The following is a 22,487-nucleotide window of genomic DNA, read 5'->3' as shown; positions in this document are numbered from 1 at the left end:
GTTATCAAATTGTGATTATTTCAGTTGGCTCCCCAGGTTGGACTCGAACCAACGACCTACGGATTAACAGTCCGCCGCTCTAACCGGCTGAGCTACTGAGGAACTGAAATAATATGTTGAGACTACAGTGGCTCCCCAGGTTGGACTCGAACCAACGACCTACGGATTAACAGTCCGCCGCTCTAACCGGCTGAGCTACTGAGGAACTGTGTTCTGCAACGGGGCGCAATACTAATGCCCGTCTTAAACACTGTCAACACTTTGCCCAGTGCTTTTTCATAAAAGAAGTTTACTTGCTGCTTGTTTAGCCAAAGCGGGCAGAAAAGCTGCACAAATCTAATTTTTGCATATGCAAAAGCTATTCGGGCTTTCGTTACCTGAATGATTTTTGGCAAAGTCAGGCCACTCAAGGGCTGGCGTAAGTTACCCACAGAATCTGTGGATAAGTCTGTGAATTGTTGGCCTGATGGATAGGCTAAGCCTTAACAGGTAAGGCTTAGCGCCAGATCAATAGGTTTGAGACTAATTTTTTATTCTATATAAAACAATGATTTACGAATTTGAAAGAATTGAAACCTTATGCAATACACTTTTGATGAAACAAAATTTCTATGCAAAAGCAGATTGTGAACATTTTTTCTTATTCTTGCTCAGTTTTAGCTCAATTTGGTCGCATCGTAGGTAGTGCGAGCTCTGACTTTTCTCTACAATAGCGGCCACTTGCGCTTAAGCTGACTGTTATGACTCAATCCACTTCGACACGCCCTGATCTGCTCAAAGGTGATATTCAGGCCACTATGAAACAAATGACGGTACCTGTGCTGTTTGGCATGATTACCTTAATGTCATTTAACTTGGTAGATACCTTTTTTATAAGTATGTTGGGCACGGCAGAACTGGCTGCAGTCAGTTTTACTTTTCCTATTACCTTTACCGTGATTAGCTTAGCCATAGGCCTGAGCATTGGTACTTCCGCTGTGATTGCCCGGGCTTTGGGCAGTGGCGATCAGCAAAGTGCCCGTAGTGATGGTTTAGCAGCGTTATGGTTGTCAGCATATTTAGTCATTGCTTTGTCTGTGGTGGGCTATCTGACTATTGAGCCCTTATTCCGTTTATTAGGCGCTAAAGACGATACTTTGCCTTTTATCCATGACTATATGGAGATCTGGTTTTTTGGCGCTGTGTTTTTAATTACCCCCATGATTGGCAATGCGGTGCTGCGCGCTGCCGGAGATACCAAAACCCCCAGTATTCTGATGGCCAGTGCCGGTTTGTTAAATGCCGTGCTGGATCCGATATTTATTTTTGGCTGGGGGCCTGTGCCGGCTATGGGCGTAGCCGGAGCATCTATAGCCAGCCTTATTTCCTGGCTACTGGGTTTTGGCCTTATTCTGTATTTGCTGATGGTGCGTCGTAAGCTGGTGGATATAGGGCATCAGCCTTTGAAAGAATTTATTCAAATAAGCCGTAAAATTTTACATATAGGCCTGCCAGCGGCGGGTGCCAATATGCTGACCCCTTTAGCTATGGCCATTTTAACTGCACTGATGGCAAGTTATGGTGCTGAAGCTGTCGCTGCTTTTGGCGTCGGTGCCCGCATTGAGAGTATTGCTTCTTTAGTCGTGCTGGCGCTTTCGATGACTTTACCGCCTTTTGTCAGTCAAAATTATGGGGCCTGTGCTTATCAGCGCATTGATGATGCATACAGAAGCTGCATCAAATTTATTCTGGCCTGGCAGTTGCTGGTTTATATAGGATTGGCCGCTGGTGCCTGGCTGGTGGCTGATCTGTTTACTGACGATCCCTTAGTGGCACAGTATATTCGCTACTTTATCTGGATTTTGCCTTTAGGCTACGGCTTGCAGGGCATTATTATTTTGACCAACTCCTCTTTTAATGCCTTGCATCTGCCGATGAGTGCGCTGCAACTCAGTGTGGTTCGCCTCTTTGTATTTTATGTACCTTTTGCTTATATAGGCGGTTTACTGGGAGGAGTGATAGGGGTCTTTGTTGGCGGGCTTATTGCGAATGCCTTTACTTCCGGTCTGGCATACAACTGGTTTAAGCGTAAACTGGCTGCTTTACGAATAAGTGGGGAATCCTGATGAGTCGCGATAGTAAATTGGTTTTGCATGAGCAGCATGTCATAACTTTGAGTGGTGGATGTCGATGAGTCGTGATTTTGAATTGGTTTCCCATTATCAGCCTGCAGGCGATCAACCTACGGCCATCGCCAAGCTGGTGGAAGGGCTGGAATCTGGTTTAGCTCATCAAACCTTATTGGGTGTCACCGGTTCTGGTAAAACTTTCACTATGGCCAATGTGATAGCGCAAGTGAACAGACCCACACTGATTATGGCGCATAACAAAACACTGGCCGCTCAGCTTTATGGTGAGATGAAAGAATTTTTCCCGAATAACTCGGTGGAATACTTTGTGTCTTATTACGACTATTATCAGCCCGAAGCTTATGTGCCGTCCAGCGATACCTTTATCGAAAAAGACGCTTCTATTAATGAACATATAGAGCAGATGCGTTTATCGGCGACCAAAGCCTTGATGGAACGACGGGACGTAGTGATTATCGCCTCAGTGTCGGCTATTTATGGTTTGGGCGATCCGGAATCCTATATGAAGATGCTGTTGCATCTCAAAGTGGGCGATATAGTCGATCAGCGTTTTATCTTGCGCCGCTTGGCCGAGCTGCAATACAGCCGCAATGATACGGCTTTTGAACGCGCGACTTATCGTGTGCGTGGCGATGTGATTGATGTGTTTCCGGCCGAATCGGATGAAATCGCTGTACGGATTGAGCTGTTTGATGAAGAAATTGAGCGCATCAGTTTATTTGACCCACTGACAGGTTCGGTGGAGAAAGTGGTCAGCCGTTACACTATTTATCCAAAAACTCACTATGTGACGCCCCGGGAAAAAATTCTGGCAGCCACTGAACGTATTAAAGTGGAGCTAAAAGAGCGTCGTGCTCAATTACTTGCCGAAAACCGTTTGATTGAAGAGCAGCGTATTGGCCAGCGCACTTTATTTGATCTAGAAATGATGGTGGAGCTGGGCTATTGCTCTGGCATTGAAAACTACTCGCGCTACTTATCAGGCAGGGCCGAAGGCGAGCCACCGCCAACTTTGCTGGATTATTTCCCTGCTGATGGTTTGATGTTTATTGATGAGTCGCACGTCACCATTTCACAAATTGGCGCTATGTACAAAGGCGATCGCTCGCGCAAAGAAAACCTGGTGAACTATGGTTTTCGCTTGCCTTCGGCTTTGGATAACAGGCCGTTAAAGTTTGATGAGTTTGAATCTATAGCGCCGCAGCGCATTTATGTGTCGGCCACACCAGCAGATTACGAGTTAAAGCAATCGGCAGGCGAAGTGATAGAGCAGGTGGTGCGTCCTACAGGTTTATTAGACCCTGTCATCGAAATTCGGCCTGTAGCCACACAAGTGGACGATTTAATGTCGGAAGCGTTTCGCTGCGCCAAAATTGGTGAGCGGGTTCTGGTGACAGTACTGACCAAAAAAATGGCTGAGGATTTAACAGATTATTTAGCAGGTCATGGCGTTAAGGTGCGTTATTTACACTCCGACATCGACACAGTAGAGCGGATGGAAATTATCCGGGATTTACGTTTAGGCGTCTTTGACGTGCTGGTCGGTATTAACTTGCTGCGGGAAGGTTTGGATATTCCTGAAGTGTCGTTAGTGGCTATTCTGGATGCGGATAAAGAAGGCTTTTTACGTTCAGAGCGTTCGCTTATTCAAACCATGGGCCGTGCCGCTCGTAATTTGTATGGTAAAGCTGTGCTCTATGCTGATCGTATTACCGGTTCTATGCAGCGCGCTATTAACGAAACTGAACGTCGGCGCAATAAGCAAATCGCTTATAACGAACTGCATGGCATCACACCTACAGCTATTAAGAAGAAGGTGTCGGACGTGATGGACCTCGGGCAGGATGCTGATTTGCCTAAAGTGGCAGAGAAAATCAAACTGGCCAAAGGCAAAACTCCGTATCAGCTGCAGGCAGAAATTAAGCAACTGGAGCAGAAAATGCTGCAGCATGCCAAAGATCTGGAGTTTGAACTGGCAGCGCAAGTAAGGGATCAAATTCATCAGTTACGCGAAGCTTTGCTGGAAATTTAACCGGAACCATCGGAGTTTTCCTGTTTTACATAGTTATCTGATTGATATTTATACATTTCTTTACGGAGTCGTTCAGAGAGCATTAACTTTCATAAGTTTACACTGCCTGCGTTTTCTCAACCAAAAGGTAGTAATTATGAAAAGTTCCATGCTCGCTTTACTTATCGCTGTAGTCTCAACCGGTGCAGCAGCGAACAGCTATCAAAATGAATCTTCAGTGGATTATATCAATGGTGATTTCGGCACCTCAGATATTGATTCATGGACACTGAAGCACCAGTATTTCTTTAATGCCGTAGATACTTCAGGCAAGACACCATTAGCTGAAGCTGCATTTATCAATAAAAACGCCAGTGTCTTTGGCACACTTTCACATAATCCAATTAAAAATCTGAACGGTAACGCTTGGTCAGTGGGTGGTGAGTATATGGATCAAAGCCATAACTTCTACGGTCAACTGGAATGGTCACATTACAGCGGCACGGATCAACAAGATGTTGATGGTACTGTTGGTTACTTCATCAGCAATGACTGGTTAGTAGGTGCAATTTTTGAGCACGACAGACCAGATCAAGGCGGCAGCAGCACTAACTATGGTGTGATGACCAAAAAACTGTGGGATTTAGGCACAGGCGATATGATGAACCTTGAAGCAAGCATTCTGGATTATCGTAACGCTTCAGGCACCCGTTATGGGGTAGGTGCAGATTATTACTTCGGTAAAAACTTCTCTGCCGGTGTAGGTTATGAATGGATCTCGGATAACGTATTGAGCGAAAGCGATGACAGCCTGAGCTTGCGTGCGAAATGGTTTGCGCTGCCAAATCTGTCGTTATCAGCAGGCGTGGCCTTTGATGCGCTGGAGACGGGTGATGATCTGTATCAGTTAGGCGCAAGCTACCGCTTCTAATGCCCGTCGTACTTGAAGCTGCAGCTTTGTTGGCTGCGCTACTCGCCCCAGTCACATAGGACTACTATGCTCCTGGGGTCTTGTGCGCTTGCCGCCGCGCTGCAACATCAATTACTTAGGGCATGCCCGTCGTATTTGGCGCCGCAGCGTTGTTGGCTGCGCTCGTCGCCTCAGTCACATAGGACAACTATGCTCCTGAGGTCTCGCTCGCTTGCCGCCTGGCTGCAACACCAACTACTTAGGGCAATGTCAGTTGTAATTGAAGTGATTATGTAAGAAAGGAGCCGCTAGGCTCCTTTCTCTTTTCTGCGGTACTAACCTGCGGTCAGTTGTTGCCAGATGGCTTTTGCCACTGGGCCTAATAACTGATCTTTATGCCGCACTAAATGCACTTCGCCCTGAATAAATTTTGGAAACTCTTTAGGTTTGAGCTGCACTAAAGCACCGCGAGCTAATTCATCAGCCACCTGATGCCGGGCAACCATGCCCCAGCCCAAATGAGCTAACAGCGCTTGTTTCATGCATAAACTGTTATTCACTTTAACGCGGCGTGCCGATTGCAGGGGGAGTAATTTTCCGCTGTCAAAATCCAGTGCTTCTGAATTCGCTACCAATTGTGGTAATTCGGCCAACTGAGCCTGGTGAGTTAAAGGTTCAGTCAACTGCTGTAAAAACTCTGGACTGGCGACACATAAAACATCAAAACTTCCAATAGCCACTGATTCAAAATCACCCAAACTAACAAAAACCGGGTACCAGGGGCTGATGGCTAAATCGACCTGCTGGTTTTTCAGCTTTTCCAGCGCTTGTAGCCGGTAGTCACAACTTAGCAATAATTCGGTATGAGGAAACTGCTGCTGCGCCTGACGGATAGCACTCATATAAGGCTGTAGGTCGACTGCTTCGTCAAAGGCTAAGCCTAAACTGGCTTCAGCGCCTCTGCTTAAGTGTTGAGCCAAAGATTTTAATTGAGCACTTTGATGCAGAAGTTGTTGAGCCTGTTGATAAAAACGTTTACCAGCTTCGGTAAATTGCAGGCGATATTGACTACGATCCACTATAGTAAAACCGCATTCCTGTTCGAGCTTTTTCAGTGCCATGCTCAAAGCAGGTTGGGTTTTATGTAGTTTTACCGCGGCTTGCAGCAAGCTTTCACTGCTGGCTACAGCGTCGAGAATATAAAGCTGAGTTAAGTTCATCAATTATTCTTATATAGAACTGAAGTAAATATAAATTTTAATCTTATAGTGGCTTTTGTATAGTGCCAGCGCAAATTAAGTGGTGTGACAAGGGAGAGCGTTAAATGTCCAGACAAAAAATGATCTATGCAGTCTTAGTTATGGGGCTGGTTGCGGGTTGTTCCAAGCCGGTTGCAACCACTGAGCAAAGCCTGAATAGGCCGGTAAAACTGCATATGGTGCAGGACGGTCAGCAAAAATTGATCCGGCAGTTTCCTGCTCTGGTCGAACCCACTGAAAATGCCCGTTTAACTTTTCGAGTCAGCGGTAAACTGACTCAATTTTCTATCCGCCCTGGCCAGGAAGTACAAAAAGGTGATGTGCTGGCGCGTTTGGACCCGACTGATTTTAAACTCAGGGTCGAACAAGCTCAGGCGAAATATCAGTTATCCAAGGCTCAGTTTGATCGTGCTGCCAGCCTGATTGGGCAGAATCTGGTGTCGCAAGCCATGTACGATGAAGCTAAGGCTCAGTTGCAGGTGGCGGATGCAGATTTAAAAACAGCACAAGCGAATTTAAGTTACACCGAATTAGTGGCGCCTTTTAGCGGCATAGTGTCGCGCTCTTTAGTTGAAAATCATGAAAATGTCGCCGCTCAGCAAGCTATTCTGGAATTGCAACTCAAAGGCATGGTGGATGTGGTGATCCAGGTGCCTGAAGATGTGATAGCGCTGGTGAAAAAAGACATCAGTTATCAGCCAGAAGTGATTTTTGATTCCTACCCAAGTTTAAGTTACAAAGCCAGCATTAAAGAGTGGGACACCAGAGCAGACAGTGCCACCAACAGTTTTAAAGTAGTATTCAGTATGGCTGCGCCTGAAGAGTTTAATGTGCTCTCCGGTATGACTGCCAATGTAGTGGCTGATATGAGCCAACTGATGCGGGCTCAGGCCTCTGCCGTTGTAGTGCCTGCTACAGCTGTATTTGCTGCCAATGATCAGCCTGTGGACGCTACAGAGCGTTTTGTCTGGGTGTTCAGTGAAGGCAAAGTGAATCGTCGTGCCGTTACAGTAGGGCGCTTAACCGAGCAGGGCATTGAAGTCTTATCTGGTTTAACCGCTGGGGATCAGGTGGTGACAGCAGGTGTACAGCAACTGACTGAAAACCAGCAGGTACGGCCATGGCAACGTGAGCGGGGACTGTAAATCATGGATGTGGCTCAGTATTTTATTAAAAATAAAACCTCTTCCTGGCTGGTGACCGCTATTTTACTAATCGGCGGCACTATGGCTTACTTTGGCCTGGGCCGGTTGGAAGATCCGCAGTTTACCCTCAAACAAGCTTTGATCATTACATCCTACCCAGGTGCTTCGCCTTTGCAGGTGGAGGAAGAGGTTAGTTATCCGATTGAAAATGCCATTCAGCAACTGCCTTATGTCGACCATGTGACCTCTATTTCTACCAATGGCACGTCGCAGATTATGGTGGAAATGAAAGGCATTTATCGTTCGACAGAACTGAAACAGATTTGGGATGAACTGCGGCGTAAGGTCAATGATTTAACGCCACAGTTGCCACCTGGAGTGCAAACCCCAGTGGTAAACGATGACTTTGGTGATGTGTATGGCATGTTGTATGCCGTGACAGGGGATGGTTACTCAGACGAAGAAATTCGCGACTATGTCGATTTTTTACGCCGTGAGCTGGTGCTGGTGGAGGGCGTAGGCAAAGTCTCTGTCAGCGGTCGCCAGCAAGAGCAAGTAGTGGTCGAAATCTCCCGCTCTCGTCTGACTGCTTTAGGGATCCCGCCAACACAAATTGCCAGTTTATTGCAAACTCAGAATGTCGTATCCAACGCGGGAGCTTTGCGGGTAGGGCCAGATCGGATCCGTATTCATCCAACAGGCGAATTTCAGTCTGTACAGGAACTGGAACAACTGATTATCAGCAACCCAGCCGCTAAAGAGCTGATTTATTTAGGAGATGTGGCCAAAGTTTACAAAGATGTGCAGGAAGTGCCGAGCCAGATTTTAAAGTTTGATGGCAAAAATACGCTGACCCTGGGGGTCTCCTTTAGTAAAGGCGTAAATGTTGTTGATATAGGTGCTTTGGTGACACAACGTATGGCCGAACTGGACTATGCCCGTCCTGTAGGTATGGAAATCAATACCATTTATAACCAGCCGGCTGAAGTGGAAGCTTCAGTCGGTGGTTTTGTATTGAATCTGCTGGAAGCTGTGCTCATTGTTATCGTGGTGCTGTTGATTTTTATGGGACTTCGCAGTGGTTTGCTGATTGGGCTTATTTTACTGCTGACTGTACTTGGCACTTTTATTTTTATGCAGCAGATGCAAATTGAGCTGCAACGCGTCTCGCTTGGCGCCTTAATTATTGCTTTGGGTATGCTGGTGGATAACGCCATTGTCATTACCGAAGGTATATTGATTGGGATGCAAAGGCGCTTAACCATCAGCCAGTCGGCTTCCGCCATAGTCAAACAAACCAAATGGCCTTTGTTGGGTGCAACTATTATTGCTATTACTGCTTTTGCGCCTATTGGTTTATCCAGTGACGCCACAGGGGAATTTGCCGGTAGTTTGTTTTGGGTATTATTAGTTAGTTTGCTGCTGAGCTGGATAACAGCTATTACCCTGACCCCATTTTTTGCCAGCTTATTTTTCAAAGAAGAACTGAAAGCTGATGCGGATGAGGCGCAGGGAGAACCAGAGTTGTACCGTGGTTTTATTTTCGACGGCTACAAAGCGCTTTTAACTGCCGTACTTCGGTACAGGTTTTTAAGTTATGCTTTGATGATCCTGCTGTTGATCCTGTCTGTTGTGGGCTTTGCCAAAATAAAACAGGTATTCTTCCCTCCGTCTAACACGCCGATTTTTCTGGTTGATCTATGGCAACCTGCTGGCACTGATGTACGCCAATCTGACCTGGAAGCTTTAGAGGTTGTGCAGCATTTAAAAAGTCTGGATGGAGTGGAAGCGGTAACCTTAACTTCAGGCCGTGGCGCTGACCGTTTTATGCTGACCTATCAGCCAGAACGTTTTTATGCCGCTTACAGCCAGTTAATCGTAAGGGTAGAGGATAAATCCTTGCTGGCAGGTCGTATGGCCGATATTAGCCAGTATATTGCTGAGCAACATCCTGGCTTACAACATAAATTAAAACGTTTAGATGTAGGGCCATCAACGGCGGCCAAACTGGAAGCTCGTTTTAGTGGCGCTGATCCTGATGTATTACGGCAATTGGCTGAGCAGGCCAAAGCTATTCTGGCTGAAGATGCCGGCACCAGGAATTTACGTGATGACTGGAGTAACAGAGTCAAAGTGATCCGGCCGCAGTTTAACGAAGCTTTGGCGCGCAGGGTTGGTATTAGCAAACAGGACATTGACGATGTGCTGCTGACTCATGTCAATGGCCGTACTGTGGGTATTTACCGTGATGGCACTCACTTATTGCCCATTATCACCCGAGCGCCAGATTCAGAACGGCAAAGTGTGGATGCGTTGGCCGATCTGCAGGTCTACAGTCCTAAACTAAACCGCTATATTCCAATCAGCCAGGTGGTTAGCAGTTTTGCTCTGGAGTGGGAAGATCCACAAATTATGCGCCGTGACCGCAAACGAACCCTGACTGTGATGGCCGATCATAATATTTTAAGTGATGATACGGCTGCAGCTTTATTGCAAAGGGTACAGCCTCAGATCGAAGCTATTCCTTTACCACCGGGTTATACCCTGAGCTGGGGAGGGGAGCTGGAAGCCCAAAACAAAGCACAAAAAGCCTTGTTCAGTTCCTTACCTATGGGTTATCTGGTGATGTTTGTGATCACTGTGCTGCTGTTCAGTTCAATGCGGGATGCACTGGTAATTTGGGCTTGTGTCCCTATGGCATTGATTGGCGTCACGCTGGGCCTGTTGGTGGTGAACGTGCCTTTTGGCTTTTTAGCCCTGTTGGGGTTTTTAAGTTTATCGGGCATGTTAGTTAAAAACGGCATAGTGCTGTTGGATCAGATCAAACTGGAATTAACTCAGGGTTTAGCACCTTATCAGGCCGTATTTAACAGTGCCGTCAGCCGGGTTCGTCCTGTTTCCATGGGGGCCATTACCACTATCCTTGGTATGTTACCTTTGGTCACTGATGACTTCTTTGCCAGCATGGCGGTGGTGATTATGTTTGGTTTAGGTTTTGGTACTGTCCTGACCTTGCTGTTTTTACCTTTGATGTATTGTTCTGTTTACCGCATCCCGTCAAAAACCTAAGATTAAAATGGGGTCAGATCACATTAGTTACGCATAACTAATGTGATCTGACCCCATTTTTGTAATTTAGCTATGGCTTGTGTTGGCTGTTAATGGTAAAAACTGGTTCGATATGAATTAAAGCCCTGAAATGGATCTGTTTAGAATGAAAAAACTCGCCCTTGTTCTGGCGTGCAGCTTTGTCTTCTCTGTTACTGCTGCCGACCATTTACCGCCTTTGCCTGACTGGCAAGGCGCCAGTTTAAGTTTGATTAAACCTGCCCAGCACCCCTGGGTGACTCCGGCAGAAGTGTCTGATCTGTCGGAAACCCCTGACTACGAAACGACCATCAAGTATCTGGAACGCCTGGCTGCAAGCACCTCATCAGTCAAGCTGGAAGTGATAGGCCAAAGCCCACAGGGCCGGGCTATTTATCTGGTTAAAGCAGGCACAGATCCGGATATGATAGGCCGGGATAATAAAGCGGTATTATTGGCACAGGCCGGGATCCACAGCGGAGAAATTGACGGCAAGGATGCAGGTTTAATGCTATTGCGCGACATAGTGCATGGCGACAAGGCTGATTTATTAAAAGAAGTAAACCTGCTGTTTATTCCTATTTTTTCAGTGGACGGTCATGAGCGCAGCGGTAAATACAACCGTATGAATCAACGTGGGCCAGAACTGCAAGGCTGGCGCGCCACAGCTCAAAACTTAAATTTAAACCGTGATTATATGAAAGCGGAAGCGCCAGAGATGCAGGCGCTGCTGAAACTGTTGAATCGTTATCAGCCGGATTTATATCTGGACTTGCATGTCACAGACGGTGAAGATTATCAGTACGACATCACTTATGGTTTTAACGAACCTTTTGCTGCGACCAGTCCTAATGCTGCCAGTTGGCTTGCCAGTAGTTTCCGTCCTGCTATGGATCAGGCGCTGAGCGAAGCGGGTCATATTCCAGGTCCTCTGGTGTTTGCCTACGACAGTACTGATTTCAGTAAAGGCTTGGCAGGTTCAACGTCCAGCCCGCGTTTTTCTAATGGTTATGGTGATGTGCGGCATATTCCGACAGTACTGGTGGAAAACCACAGCTTAAAGCCTTACAAACAAAGAGTGTTAGGTACTTATGTGCTGCTGGAGCAGAGTTTAAAATTGCTGCAACAACAAGGTTCAGTGCTGAAACTGGCTAAAAAAGCCGACGAAAATGCCCGCCCTCAGCGTCAGGTTCTGGCTTGGAAATCTAGTGAAACACCAGACTTTATCAGCTTTAAAGGCGTTGAAGCGGTACAGAAAAAAGATGCCATTACAGGGGTGACTTACCAAACCTGGACAGGAAAGCCACTGTTGTTTGAGCAGTTGCCAGTTTATTGGGAAAAAGAAGTCGCGGCAGAAATTGAAGTACCAACTGCCTATTGGATCCCGCCAGAGCAACAGGACGTGATCGCTAAGCTGGCCCTACATGGTGTGCAGTTTACGACGTTAAAATCACCAAAAACCGTGCAGTTGCAGCAGTTAACTGCAACGTCGCATCAATTTGCAAATAAGCCTTTTGAGGGCCGTTTTGGTGTCACTGCGCAGTTTAGCCGCAATTGGCAAAAAATTCGTTTACCTGCAGGTTCAGTCCGCGTCAGCACCGATCAGCCTTTAGGTGCTTTAGCTGTGGCGCTACTGGAACCCACAGCACCGGATTCGTTATTCAGCTGGGGTTATATGCCTGGCATGTTTGAGCGGACAGAGTACTTTGAAACCTACGCTATAGTGCCCTTGATTGAAACTGCGCTGAAGCAGGACAAAAAGCTCAAAGCTGAATTTGACGAAGCCTTGAAGCAGGATAAAAAGCTGGCGGCAGACTCAAACGCCAAGCTGCAATGGTTGTACCAGCGCATGCCGTACTACGATCAGAACTACCTGAAATACCCAATATTGATTGAATAATGAAAAAAGGGAGCAGAACACATAACTTATGTGTTCTGCTCCCTTTTTCATGTTGTGTGGTTTAGTGCTAACCCACCATTTCTTTATCACTACTGGCGAAAATAGCGTACTGGTTTTTCCCTGAGTGTTTGGCCTGATACATAGCCATATCGGCTTGTCTTATTAAGGTTGCATCATCCACTGGTTTTTTCTGTGGGTAAAAGGTAATACCGATACTGGCGCTGACACGAGCTTGCTGCGCATGCAATTCAAAAGGTTTGCTGGCGCTGTAAAGCAAACGTTCAATCAGAGGAATACATTCAGCTTCGCCGGGTAATTCAGTTAACAAGGCTATAAACTCGTCACCGCCCAACCTGGCCAGCGTGTCGTTTTCCCGCATCACACAACGCATCCGGTTTGCCAGCTCCACCAGCAGATAATCACCGGCTTCATGACCCAGGCTATCATTCACTGCTTTGAATCCATCTATATCAATAAAAATAACAGCCATCAGCTGCTTTCTGCGTTTGGCCAGCGCCATGTTTTGCGCAATCCTGTCTTTTAACAACAGTCGGTTTGGTAAACCTGTCAACGCATCAAAATGGGCAATAAAACGTAGCTTATCTTCCTGAGCTTTTTGCACCGTGATATCAGAAAACAAAGCGACATAGTGCACAGCCTGATGCTGAACATCCTGCACTACTGAGATAGTCAGAGCCAATACGATAGATTCGCCGTTTTTGCGTTTCCCTTGAATTTCGCCTTCCCAGAAACCTGCCCGGCTTAGTTCCTGCCATAAGGCTTCGAAATACAGTTTGTCTGACTGTGAAGCTCCCAACAGCGCCAGATGGCAGCCCAAGGCTTCTGTTTCGGTATAACCTGTAATTCGGCAGAAAGAGTGATTTAAATCCAGAATGGTGCCTGTGGCATCCGTTATAAAAATACCTTCGCGGGCTTGAATAAACACACTGGCGGCCAGTTCCTGTTTCATTTGCGCATGATGCCGTTCCGAAATGTCCAGTTGTGACCCTATTACTTCAGTCACCTGACCATGCTCATCACGCAAAGCACACAACTGGTTTTCAATACAGATCTGCTGATGTTTTTGTTGGGACTCTTCGGCATAAAGTCCTGAGTTCGCGACATTACGCTCCTGGGTACAACTGTATTTCAACACGCCGGGGTAACCTGCACCGACCCAGTCCATAAACTTTTGAGCAATCAATTGCTTGTCATCCGGACCCACTGACAGATCCCACCAATTGGCCATGCGCATTATTTCCATCGAACTTTTCAGATACATAGTAAAGCAGTTCGGACTAATGTAATTCAGTCTCATGGTGACGGGGTCAAAAGCATAAATAACAGAGGGGCTGCGTTCAATCAGTTGATCCAGTCGTTTAAAGCTCTTTTGCAGACGTTTTTCTATCCAGTGACGCCGGCTTACATCGGTGCAGAGCAACACAAAGTCTGAACCATCAGCTGGAGCTCCGGGCAAATGGAACAAATCTGAATCCAAATACAGCTCTTTGCCGTTGGCCAGCTGAATTTTAAGGCTGAGTACCACAGCTTCATGCGGTTTATCCTGAAGGCATTGCATGGCTGATTGCAGTGTCGATCTCTGGCCAGGATCAGGTAACCAGTCTATTAAAAACTGCCCTTGCAGACTATCTTCAGTGACATGCAGAAGCTTCAGCGCATTGTCATTAAAATGCACAATACGGCCTTGCATATCCAAACCAAATAACAGCACGTGAACTGTATTATTAAACACTGTGCTCATCTGGTTTTTTTGCAACATCAGCTTTTGATTCAACTGTTGCAGTTTGTCATTCGTCAGGCGAAGCTGAGTGTTTCGCTGTCGAAACGCAATGTACAGCACAAGAATGAATGCCAGCAGCAGCGCTACAAAAAACAGTACTCCTTTGTGATCACTCCAGCTATGAAGATAGCTGTGCACCCCAGTGTCTTGATAGGGAGGCAAAGCGAGCGCCTGTAAACTATGTTCAACAGACTGATAATCAGCAGCCACCCCAAAGGCTTGAGAAAGCCCTGATGCTCTGGCCTGCTTTTCCCACTGCAGCAGCGATGCCATCATCCGGTTCGATAAAGCCGATGGCACGCCGGGCATCACCAGTACAGGCCAGTCCGGGTAAAGGCGGGTTGAACTTTGTACAGGCAACTCTGCCAGTGCCTGTGTGTTCAGCACCTTCATTTCTTCTCTTCCAATGCTCCCTTGCCGGATCATAGTTTCCAGCACACCGCTGCGGACAAAACCTATATCCATCTGCTTATTTTTTACCGCGGCAACTACGGCCTTATCTGAGGTTAAATGATGCAATAAGTGTGGATTCAGGCTGAGCCTCATCCGCTGCAGCTCCTTTAATTGAGCAACATAGCCCAGCAAGGAAAAGGGGCCTGTAGCAGCAATCCGGGCTTGAGATATTTGGCTTAAATCACAGAGTGGATTTGAAGCCAGGCAAAGAATAACGCCACCTGATAACTCAAACTGGCCAGAGGCCGTCAACGTGACCTGGCTCAGCAGCGGCGTAGGTAAATCGCCTTTCGCTTTCAACTGCAGATAATGATAAGGATCAGTCAGCAGAAAGTCGGTTTTAGTCTGAATGTCAGTTAGCTCCAGATTGGCAGGTTCAATCACAACCAACTGTACTTGCTCTGGCGTCATCTGCGCAGAAAGAAAACTCTGCAGAGCTGCATAATGTTGTTTTGCTTCGTGAATGTCATAGTGTGTCAGTATGCCAAAGCGGACAGGTGCAGAAGAGGCCTGCACAGTGGCACAATACAAAGAGAGTATGCAGAGCAGCAGATTCTTCATGAGTTCAGCACCAGTTGTTGCAGCGCTGAGGAACTAAATAAATCCGGGTTGTATGATCTGAGCTGATCAGTGGCTGGCATAAATGCGATCAGCTTCTGCATGGCATTATGCATAGTGCCGGAGCCAGATAGAAGAGACATATTCTGATGCGGTGTTGGATACTGCACACTGGCAAAGTAACTATGAGTTTCCTTTAAGGTCAGATTACGCCACAGTGCGGTACGCCTGATACTGTCACCGGAAAAAAGCCGGAGGTGCTGCATCCCCAGATAGTAACTGTTGAGCAAGCGCGCCGGAATGTCATTCAGCCAGTCAATTCTGTCCGTACGCACTGCCAACACTTGAAACATAAATGGTGGGCACTGACTGCTATCAAACAATCGTGTAGCACCTGTGCGTTCGATATAGTGGGACACTGGGGGAGAATTTATTGCAGCGTCAATCTGGCCATTTTCCCAGGCCATCAGTTGTTTAAGTTGTGGCAGGTACGCTATGTCTATGTCCTGGCGTTGCAGTCCTGATTTTTGCAGGTAATGTTCCAGCAATAACTCTGTCACAGCGCGTGATTCCAATGCGATAATTTTCCCTTTCAATTGCGCCGCATTACTCAGCTCAGGGCGGGATAGTAGTGCATTGGCACCACAGGAGCGGGCAAGTACCAGGATCACCTGCAGCGGGATCTCTGCGGCCAGACAGATCAGTACTTCATCCAGTGCCAGAGCAGCAGCATCCAGCTGACCTGACAGCATAGCGCTTACCACAGCGTCGGCAGATTGACTTTTTCGCAGTATCACATCGGTGGGCAGTAAATTGAAATGCTCGCTTAAGTAAAACGCTTCATGCCCTGGGTGTTGGTAGACCCCAAGGCTAAAAGCTTTTCTATTGCTGCAGGCTGATGCCGCAGTCACCAGCAAAGGGCTTGCCACGCACAGCTGTAAAAACTGGCGACGTGTCAAACCTTGTGAGTTCCCCATAATATTTGCAATCCTTGCAACTCAATGGTTGCTAAATCAATTCCAGCCGAATAACAGACTTCCCTTGTTCCTCAGGCATTAGGCTGGAGTGGAACCTATTCCTCTTATGTCTTGTCGTGTAAAAACAATACAACTTAAACACAACACTGTGATAAATAGCACCGCATTAGCGGGTGCCTGTAAATTGAAATCCACCAGGTTGTGGATCAACATATGCACAATAGCAATGGCGCAGCCGAAAGCTATGCCTCTGCTTAGTTTATTCTGTTTTAACCTCATGGTTTGTAAGTTTAGCCACAACATCCATAACAGCCAGAGCCCAAGCAGCAGAGTTAAGGGAATACCCATCTCAATTGAAAATTGCAGGTATTCATTGTGAGCGTGATCGTAAAAGGCAGAGTAGTGGCTCGGTTGATAAGCCGGGAATACTGTATAGAAAGTGCCGCCACCATGACCAAACCAAGGAGCATCAGCAACAATAGGCAAGCTGTCCCGGACCACTTCATCCCGTGTTTCCGAACTAAAGGAGGTTTCTTCATAACGCTGCTGCAGCTTTTCAATGCCAAAAATAGACCCTACAGCAATCATATCCAGCACAAAAATACTGATCACCAGAGGTTTAAGCAAGGCAGGTTTGTTTTTGTAAAACCAAATGGCGTACAAAGATATCGCCAGCAAGGCGGTGAAAAAGGCCGCGTTGCCCATACGGGAGCGGCTTAAGATCAAACCAATTACCATAATCACCAGCGCCAGACGCAGCAAAATTTTGGTACTGAGTAAAGACTCCAGCACAGTGCGGCTGAAATTCCGCCAGTTCCACTGCATAGCCCTACTGGATAACTCTGCCATCAGTAAGCCTACTCCCAGTGCCAGAGTCATGGCCAGATAGTTGGCAAAATGGTTTTGGTATACAAAAGAACCGCGAGCTCTGTTGCCTTCAGGCACCCCAAAAACCGGCGAGGTTTCAACGCCTTGTAAATTGAGGATGGAGCCATAAGTAGCCTGAAAAACACCACTGGCCACAACGACGTAGCACAACAGTTTAAGTTCGCTATCGGTGCGGAAATAGCTGCTGATCATCCAGGCAAAGAGCCCGTAAAATAGTGTTTTAAACCACAGGATCTCCGTCTGATTGGGATCCACAGTGCTGAGCCAGGGAGCTGGAGACCAGAGTTGCGCGCCAAGCACTATTAATACAGCCATAAAAGGCACAAGGCTGAGTTGTTGCCAGCGTCCGGCAAACCAGGGCGAACGGCCACGGTACACTGAAATTAAGTGCAGGCTGAAAATGAGTGCGACCAGAAGTTCCAGGATAGCCCAGGCCCAGGGTCTGTTACTAGCCAGCGGAATAGGACACCAAAATAGGGTGAAACAACACAGGGCTCGGATAACAGTGAACAGAAATTGTCGTGTAGCCATCGGAGAGCGCTTTCCATATCGCACCGATACTCAAAATGTATCAGAGTATAAAAACTAAAGGGCCTTGCGGCCCTCATATTACTGAAAAGTTACAGTTATTAGTTACCTGAGGCTGTGCCACCGCCACCACCTGAACCGCCACCAAAACCAGCGCCACCAGGAGCACCAGCTGTTCCAGTGCCTGCACCAGTGCCAGCTCCAGCGCCCTCACCACCAGTGGCCGGACCAGCAGCAGTTGCCTGAGCAACAGTAGCAACGTTCACACCAGGAGTTGCAGCTGCGATAGCAGTGATAGTATCAGCTGGTACACCGGCTGCAGCAGCAGCTGAAGCTACAGCAGCAACAGCTGCATCACCTAAAGTAGCAGCGGCTGCCAGAGCAGCAGCTACTAAAGCTTCTTTTGCTTCTGCGGTCGGAGCAGCAGCAATTAAAGCTTGCAGTTGACTTTCAATTGTTTCGGCAGCAGCGGCTTCAGCTTGCTCTTCAGTCATACCTTCAGCCTGATACTGAGCAACTAAAGTTGAATATTGAGCAACAGCAGCATCAACAGCTGAAGTGTCCTGAGCCATAGCAGTTGTACTGAACAGCGAAGCAGCAAACACCGCTGCAGCAATAGTGTTCATTTTTTTCATATCAGATATCCTTATTGATTAATATTTAGGCGAATGAACCAATTCTAGGTTAATGAACGGTTGTGTCAAGATAGATTTTTTCATCTGTACATTTACTTTTTGCGGCGCCAGCAACCAGTTTCCCTGAACAGCATTCACGCCTGCTGCAAAACAATTATCCATGATCTGTTCGCATTCGATATGAGGTGCCAGAACCTTGATACCTATGCCGTGACTAATCTGACATAAGGTCTTGATAAAGAACTTGTTGTCCTGATCATTCAGAGCTGTGATGTAGGCTCCGTCAACTTTTACATAGTCCACATTCAGACCTTGCAGGTATTTGAAGGTGGTCATACTTGAACCAAAACGTTCGATACATACTTTGCATCTGTTGCGTTTAATTGTGTTCATCAGAGCTTTGGTTTCGTCAGGTGCGCGCAAAATAGAGTACTCAGACACCTCAAACACCAGACGAACTTTGACAGTCAGTTGCTGCAACTCTTTATCCAGCCACTGTAAAAACGACGCTGAACTAACGGCGCCCTGGGACAAATTAATCGCATAAGTGTGGCTAGGTTCGTTTTTCACTTGTTGCAGAATAAAATGGATCACCTGTTGGTCCAACTGCAACGACAACCCCTGCTGTTCAGCCATGGCATAAGCCTCAGCCGTCGACAGCTGGGAATGCAGATAATAAAATCGCACGAAGGTTTCAATGTACTCAATAGACTTATCCGGATTCACTACAGGCTGTGCCCACAACTCAAAATTCTGGTTCTGGATCAGATCTTTTATAACTGCATGCCATGCCATTCTGCCTTCAGGCTTAATCAGCATACTTTCGTCTTTAATAAGTAAAGGTAAATCCGGCTGCTGCGCACGTTGAATAATGGCGCTATCTAAAGTGGAAAGGCAGTGGGGGAGAGTGTCTTCGGGTTCCACCTCCATCAGTGCGACTGAGGCAAAACCATTTGGGAAAAATACACTGTCGAGCAGTTTCAACTTAGAACTTAACTGCTGCACCTGAGGCTCCAGCACGTCTGCACTGGCATGACTTAAAAAGATGAAATCACTACCGCCAAGCCGGAACAGCTGGTTATTGGTCATCTGTTCCAGCGCTTCTTTAAATTCTTTAACTGCCAGCAAGATATATTGATCTGCAGCTTCAAAACCCTGGCGGTGATGCACATCTGTCAGAGAATGCAGGCTCATCATGCCAATATGCAGATGTAAGTCATGGGCTTTTTGCTCATTCTTCTCTGCAGTGAAGCGTTGCTCCAGCAGCCTTCTGTTGCCCAGGCCTGTCAGCATATCGGTGAAAACTTTTACTTTCAGCTCATCAGCTTGCAAGCTCAAGGACTTAAAACTACGTTGAATATTTGCCACCATCGCATTCATGGCTTTCACCACAGAGCGAAGATCAGTAGTAAAAGGTAGCTTTTCCTGTTGTAAAAAGTTCTTTTTACCCACTTCCTGCGCCTGAATCTCAATGCGGCGTAACGGGTTCAGCACAGCAAACACAATCAACTGAATAAAGAGCGCACTTAATAAAGTGATCACTGCAATGCTATAAAAGCTCTGCCTGGCCTGTTGCCACAGCGTTTTGTAAGCGATACCCGGGTTCGACTGAATGGACAATACACCCGCAACCATCCAGCCATTATTTACTTCGCTGCTTTGTATTGGTGGCGATAGCGGAAAAAGCGCAACAAACCATTGGGGTACTTCGTCGTATTCAATAGGGTTTTGTCGCTTAATTTTTACTTCGCCTTTGCTGGTTTTAAATTCAAGATCTGCATAGTAGCCTGAATCAAAAATAGCATTGACCATGGTCTGAGCTATAACCAGATCCGGGTCGTCCATATAAGCTGACATCGACAAACCTAAGCTTGTTGCAGCATCCTGAGCATGAGATTTCATCTGAGTATTCAGATAATTCTGTGTACTTTGCACCGAGATATACAAACTGAACGAAAAGGTAAATAAGGCCACCAGCACTATCAATAAGTGCAGCTGTGTTCTTAACGAAATACCCGGGAGTTTCCCCCAAAATTTATGAGCCATAACAGTTACATTCCCTTTTCAATTCTGTTTAGCAAATCCTGCCAGTTCGAACCGCCTGTTTTACCTTCAACCTTACGTCCCAGTCCCTGAGCTTTTGCAAGCCATAACCCTTCGGCGTTAAAGCCGTAAATAGGTTTCAGGTCAGGTCTGCGGGTTGCCGGCTGAACTTTTTTTATCAGATTGTCTAAAACCAATGGGACTGAGTCTTCAGTTTCCATATAAATGAGCACCATATGGGGTTCATTTACTGACAATGCCCTGACATACATGATCCGTAGTTGATTATCCGGTACACCCATTGCCCTCAGGGATACATATTTTGCTATCGCAAAGTCTTCACAGTCGCCAGCTGCAGTGCCAAGAGTCTCCAGTGGCGTGGCCCAATAATCCGCCTGTCCCCAATGTGCTTGATCAGACTTATATTGGATCTGATCATTGAAAAATTTATTAACCTTATTTACTTTGACCCAGTCAGATTCAGCCTTGCTTTCTTCAAGCAAATCACGCCAAAGTTCCACTCTGCTCAACGCTTGGTCGCCATACTGCTTGCGGATACTCTCCAGCATTTCTGGCTTAAACACTGGCAGTAAATAACTGGCATTGCTAAAGACAGATATGGAAAGAGACAGCACTGCTACAAAAGCATACTTGTGTAGCATAAACCTCCCAGCGCAACCTGCTGTGCGTCTGACATTAGCACTCACTCAGGTAACTTCCATGACATAGGGTTCCATCTAATCCGCATTCGAAGCGTTTTAAAGAGATGCTTTGTTTTGAGTAAACCAGATTTGGTTGAAAAAGATACATTAATTTGCCACTTTCTACCTGACTTGCCAAGGTGCAGGATCATGAATAATTAATAGTCAGAGCTTGTGCATTAGTTTGGGGCGATCATGCACCAACATAGCCCGAACCGCTGGAGTGAATTAAGGAAAACATCAATCAAATTTACCATATTTGCCAAATTTATCAAATCGCAACTATCGAATTTACTAATTTTTTACTGGCACAATAAATGCTTAATTTGTGAACAATTTAGTCCTGTTGTATAGTCGATCGCGTTTTAACTTTGTTGTCACAATGCACAAATAAAGTTGATGAATACCAGCCTTCGATTTTAGGCATATTTTGGGCAAGGAACGGCCTTTGCTGAGCAGTTGAGCGAATACCAACAGTTTCAATACAACTTTGATTCGGCAGAAAAATAGAGAAGGAGTTTGTTATGCAACCGTCTGAATTTCGTAAGGTAACCAGAGCTGTTATTCCTGTTGCAGGTCTTGGCACCCGCATGTTACCTGCAACCAAAGCAATACCAAAGGAAATGCTGCCTGTGGTAGATAAACCTTTAATCCAGTATGTGATTGAAGAAGCCGCTGCCGCTGGTATTACCGAAATAGTATTGGTCACGCATAGCAGTAAAAATTCCATCGAAAACCACTTTGACACCAGCTTTGAATTAGAAACCCAGCTGGAAAAGCGGGTAAAACGTTCATTACTGGAAGAAGTTCGCTGTATTAATCCTAAAAACGTAACGGTAATTTCTGTGCGCCAACATCAGGCCCTGGGCCTTGGCCATGCCATTTTGTGTGCGGCTCCAGTGGTAGGTAAAGAACCTTTTGCAGTGTTATTACCCGACGTACTCATCGACAAATACCGCAGCAACTTAAAACAAGACAATCTCAAAGCCATGATCAACCGCTACGAACAAAGCGGCGCCAGCCAGATTATGGTAGAACCAGTGCCACGTGATTTAGTCAGCAGCTACGGTATTGTCGACCTATCAGGCCAGCAGATAGAGGCAGGGCATTCGGTCAGTTTGAAAGCTATGATTGAAAAGCCAGATGCAGACGACGCGCCTTCCAATATGGCTATCACCGGGCGTTATGTTTTATCCCCTACCGTCATGGAAATTTTAAGCTTCACTCAACCTGGCGCTGGCGATGAAATACAGTTAACTGACGCTTTAGCCCAACTGCTAACCGAAGAAGCTATGGAAGCCTACCGCATAGTGGGGCGAAGCCACGACTGCGGCAGTAAATTAGGTTATTTGGAGGCTATAGTAGATTACGCCTTAAAAGACCCAAAACTAGGCGCCGATTTTGCGGCACTGCTAAAAAAGGTCGTTACAGGTACTCAACTGAGTTTAATTGCCTGATCTGA

14 protein-coding genes and 2 tRNA genes are annotated in these 22,487 nt (G+C 46.5%); 7 read left to right on the top strand and 9 right to left on the bottom strand.

Going from position 1 to position 22,487, the window contains the following annotated elements:
• Positions 1-25: 25 nt before the first annotated feature.
• Together P3C17_RS11665 and P3C17_RS11660 are read right to left on the bottom strand one after the other, a co-directional pair.
• A tRNA-Asn gene (locus P3C17_RS11665) sits at positions 26-102 on the bottom strand.
• Between the two features lie 26 nt (positions 103-128).
• Positions 129-205 (bottom strand) — tRNA-Asn (locus P3C17_RS11660).
• 535 nt (positions 206-740) lie between these two features.
• On the opposite strand from P3C17_RS11660, the gene P3C17_RS11655 reads away from it, so the two are divergent.
• From P3C17_RS11655 to P3C17_RS11645, 3 genes are all read left to right on the top strand, one after another.
• Positions 741-2,105 carry an MATE family efflux transporter gene (locus tag P3C17_RS11655; RefSeq protein ID WP_300929601.1) on the top strand — a complete coding sequence of 455 codons (1,365 nt, stop codon included), beginning with the start codon at positions 741-743 and terminating at the stop codon, positions 2,103-2,105.
• Between the two features lie 64 nt (positions 2,106-2,169).
• The gene (gene uvrB, locus P3C17_RS11650) at positions 2,170-4,161 is read left to right on the top strand and encodes an excinuclease ABC subunit UvrB (RefSeq protein ID WP_300929600.1); all 1,992 of its coding nucleotides are present in this window, start codon (positions 2,170-2,172) and stop codon (positions 4,159-4,161) included.
• A gap of 136 nt (positions 4,162-4,297) precedes the next feature.
• Positions 4,298-5,071, top strand: coding sequence for a putative porin (locus tag P3C17_RS11645; RefSeq protein WP_300929599.1), 774 nt, complete (start codon positions 4,298-4,300; stop codon positions 5,069-5,071).
• Positions 5,072-5,385: 314 nt separating this feature from the next.
• Here the strand turns inward: P3C17_RS11645 and P3C17_RS11640 are convergent, their stop codons facing one another.
• Entirely contained in the window at positions 5,386-6,270 is an 885-nt protein-coding gene (locus P3C17_RS11640) for a LysR family transcriptional regulator (protein ID WP_300929598.1), read from the bottom strand.
• Between the two features lie 104 nt (positions 6,271-6,374).
• On the opposite strand from P3C17_RS11640, the gene P3C17_RS11635 reads away from it, so the two are divergent.
• From P3C17_RS11635 to P3C17_RS11625, 3 genes are all read left to right on the top strand, one after another.
• Positions 6,375-7,454, top strand: a complete 1,080-nt coding sequence (locus P3C17_RS11635; protein WP_300929597.1) for an efflux RND transporter periplasmic adaptor subunit — start codon at positions 6,375-6,377, stop codon at positions 7,452-7,454.
• Between the two features lie 3 nt (positions 7,455-7,457).
• Positions 7,458-10,523, top strand: a complete 3,066-nt coding sequence (locus P3C17_RS11630; RefSeq protein ID WP_300929596.1) for an efflux RND transporter permease subunit — start codon at positions 7,458-7,460, stop codon at positions 10,521-10,523.
• Between the two features lie 145 nt (positions 10,524-10,668).
• Positions 10,669-12,441 carry a M14 family metallopeptidase gene (locus P3C17_RS11625; RefSeq protein ID WP_300929595.1) on the top strand — a complete coding sequence of 591 codons (1,773 nt, stop codon included), beginning with the start codon at positions 10,669-10,671 and terminating at the stop codon, positions 12,439-12,441.
• Between the two features lie 67 nt (positions 12,442-12,508).
• Here the strand turns inward: P3C17_RS11625 and P3C17_RS11620 are convergent, their stop codons facing one another.
• From P3C17_RS11620 to P3C17_RS11595, 6 genes are all read right to left on the bottom strand, one after another.
• Positions 12,509-15,256: a diguanylate cyclase gene (locus P3C17_RS11620; protein WP_300929594.1), complete on the bottom strand. Its 2,748-nt coding sequence runs from the start codon at positions 15,254-15,256 to the stop codon at positions 12,509-12,511.
• Positions 15,253-16,230, bottom strand: a complete 978-nt coding sequence (locus P3C17_RS11615) for an ABC transporter substrate-binding protein (protein ID WP_300929593.1) — start codon at positions 16,228-16,230, stop codon at positions 15,253-15,255. The genes P3C17_RS11620 and P3C17_RS11615 overlap by 4 nt, the downstream gene beginning before the upstream one ends.
• A gap of 78 nt (positions 16,231-16,308) precedes the next feature.
• On the bottom strand, positions 16,309-17,649 hold the full coding sequence (locus P3C17_RS11610; protein WP_300929592.1) for an O-antigen ligase family protein: 1,341 nt from the start codon (positions 17,647-17,649) through the stop codon (positions 16,309-16,311).
• 98 nt (positions 17,650-17,747) lie between these two features.
• On the bottom strand, positions 17,748-18,281 hold the full coding sequence (locus P3C17_RS11605) for a hypothetical protein (protein ID WP_300929591.1): 534 nt from the start codon (positions 18,279-18,281) through the stop codon (positions 17,748-17,750).
• A gap of 18 nt (positions 18,282-18,299) precedes the next feature.
• Entirely contained in the window at positions 18,300-20,327 is a 2,028-nt protein-coding gene (locus P3C17_RS11600) for an EAL domain-containing protein (protein ID WP_300929590.1), read from the bottom strand.
• A gap of 5 nt (positions 20,328-20,332) precedes the next feature.
• Positions 20,333-20,986 (bottom strand): transglutaminase-like cysteine peptidase, encoded by a 654-nt coding sequence (locus P3C17_RS11595; RefSeq protein ID WP_300929589.1) that lies wholly within the window; start codon positions 20,984-20,986, stop codon positions 20,333-20,335.
• Positions 20,987-21,549: 563 nt separating this feature from the next.
• On the opposite strand from P3C17_RS11595, the gene galU reads away from it, so the two are divergent.
• Positions 21,550-22,482, top strand: coding sequence for a UTP--glucose-1-phosphate uridylyltransferase GalU (gene galU, locus P3C17_RS11590; RefSeq protein WP_300929588.1), 933 nt, complete (start codon positions 21,550-21,552; stop codon positions 22,480-22,482).
• Positions 22,483-22,487: the final 5 nt, after the last annotated feature.

This window comes from Rheinheimera sp. 1928-s, from assembly GCF_029269265.1.
Taxonomy (GTDB): domain Bacteria; phylum Pseudomonadota; class Gammaproteobacteria; order Enterobacterales; family Alteromonadaceae; genus Pararheinheimera.
The sequence above is the reverse complement of the archived record's forward strand: the minus strand, read 5'-3'. Positions and strand labels throughout refer to the sequence as shown.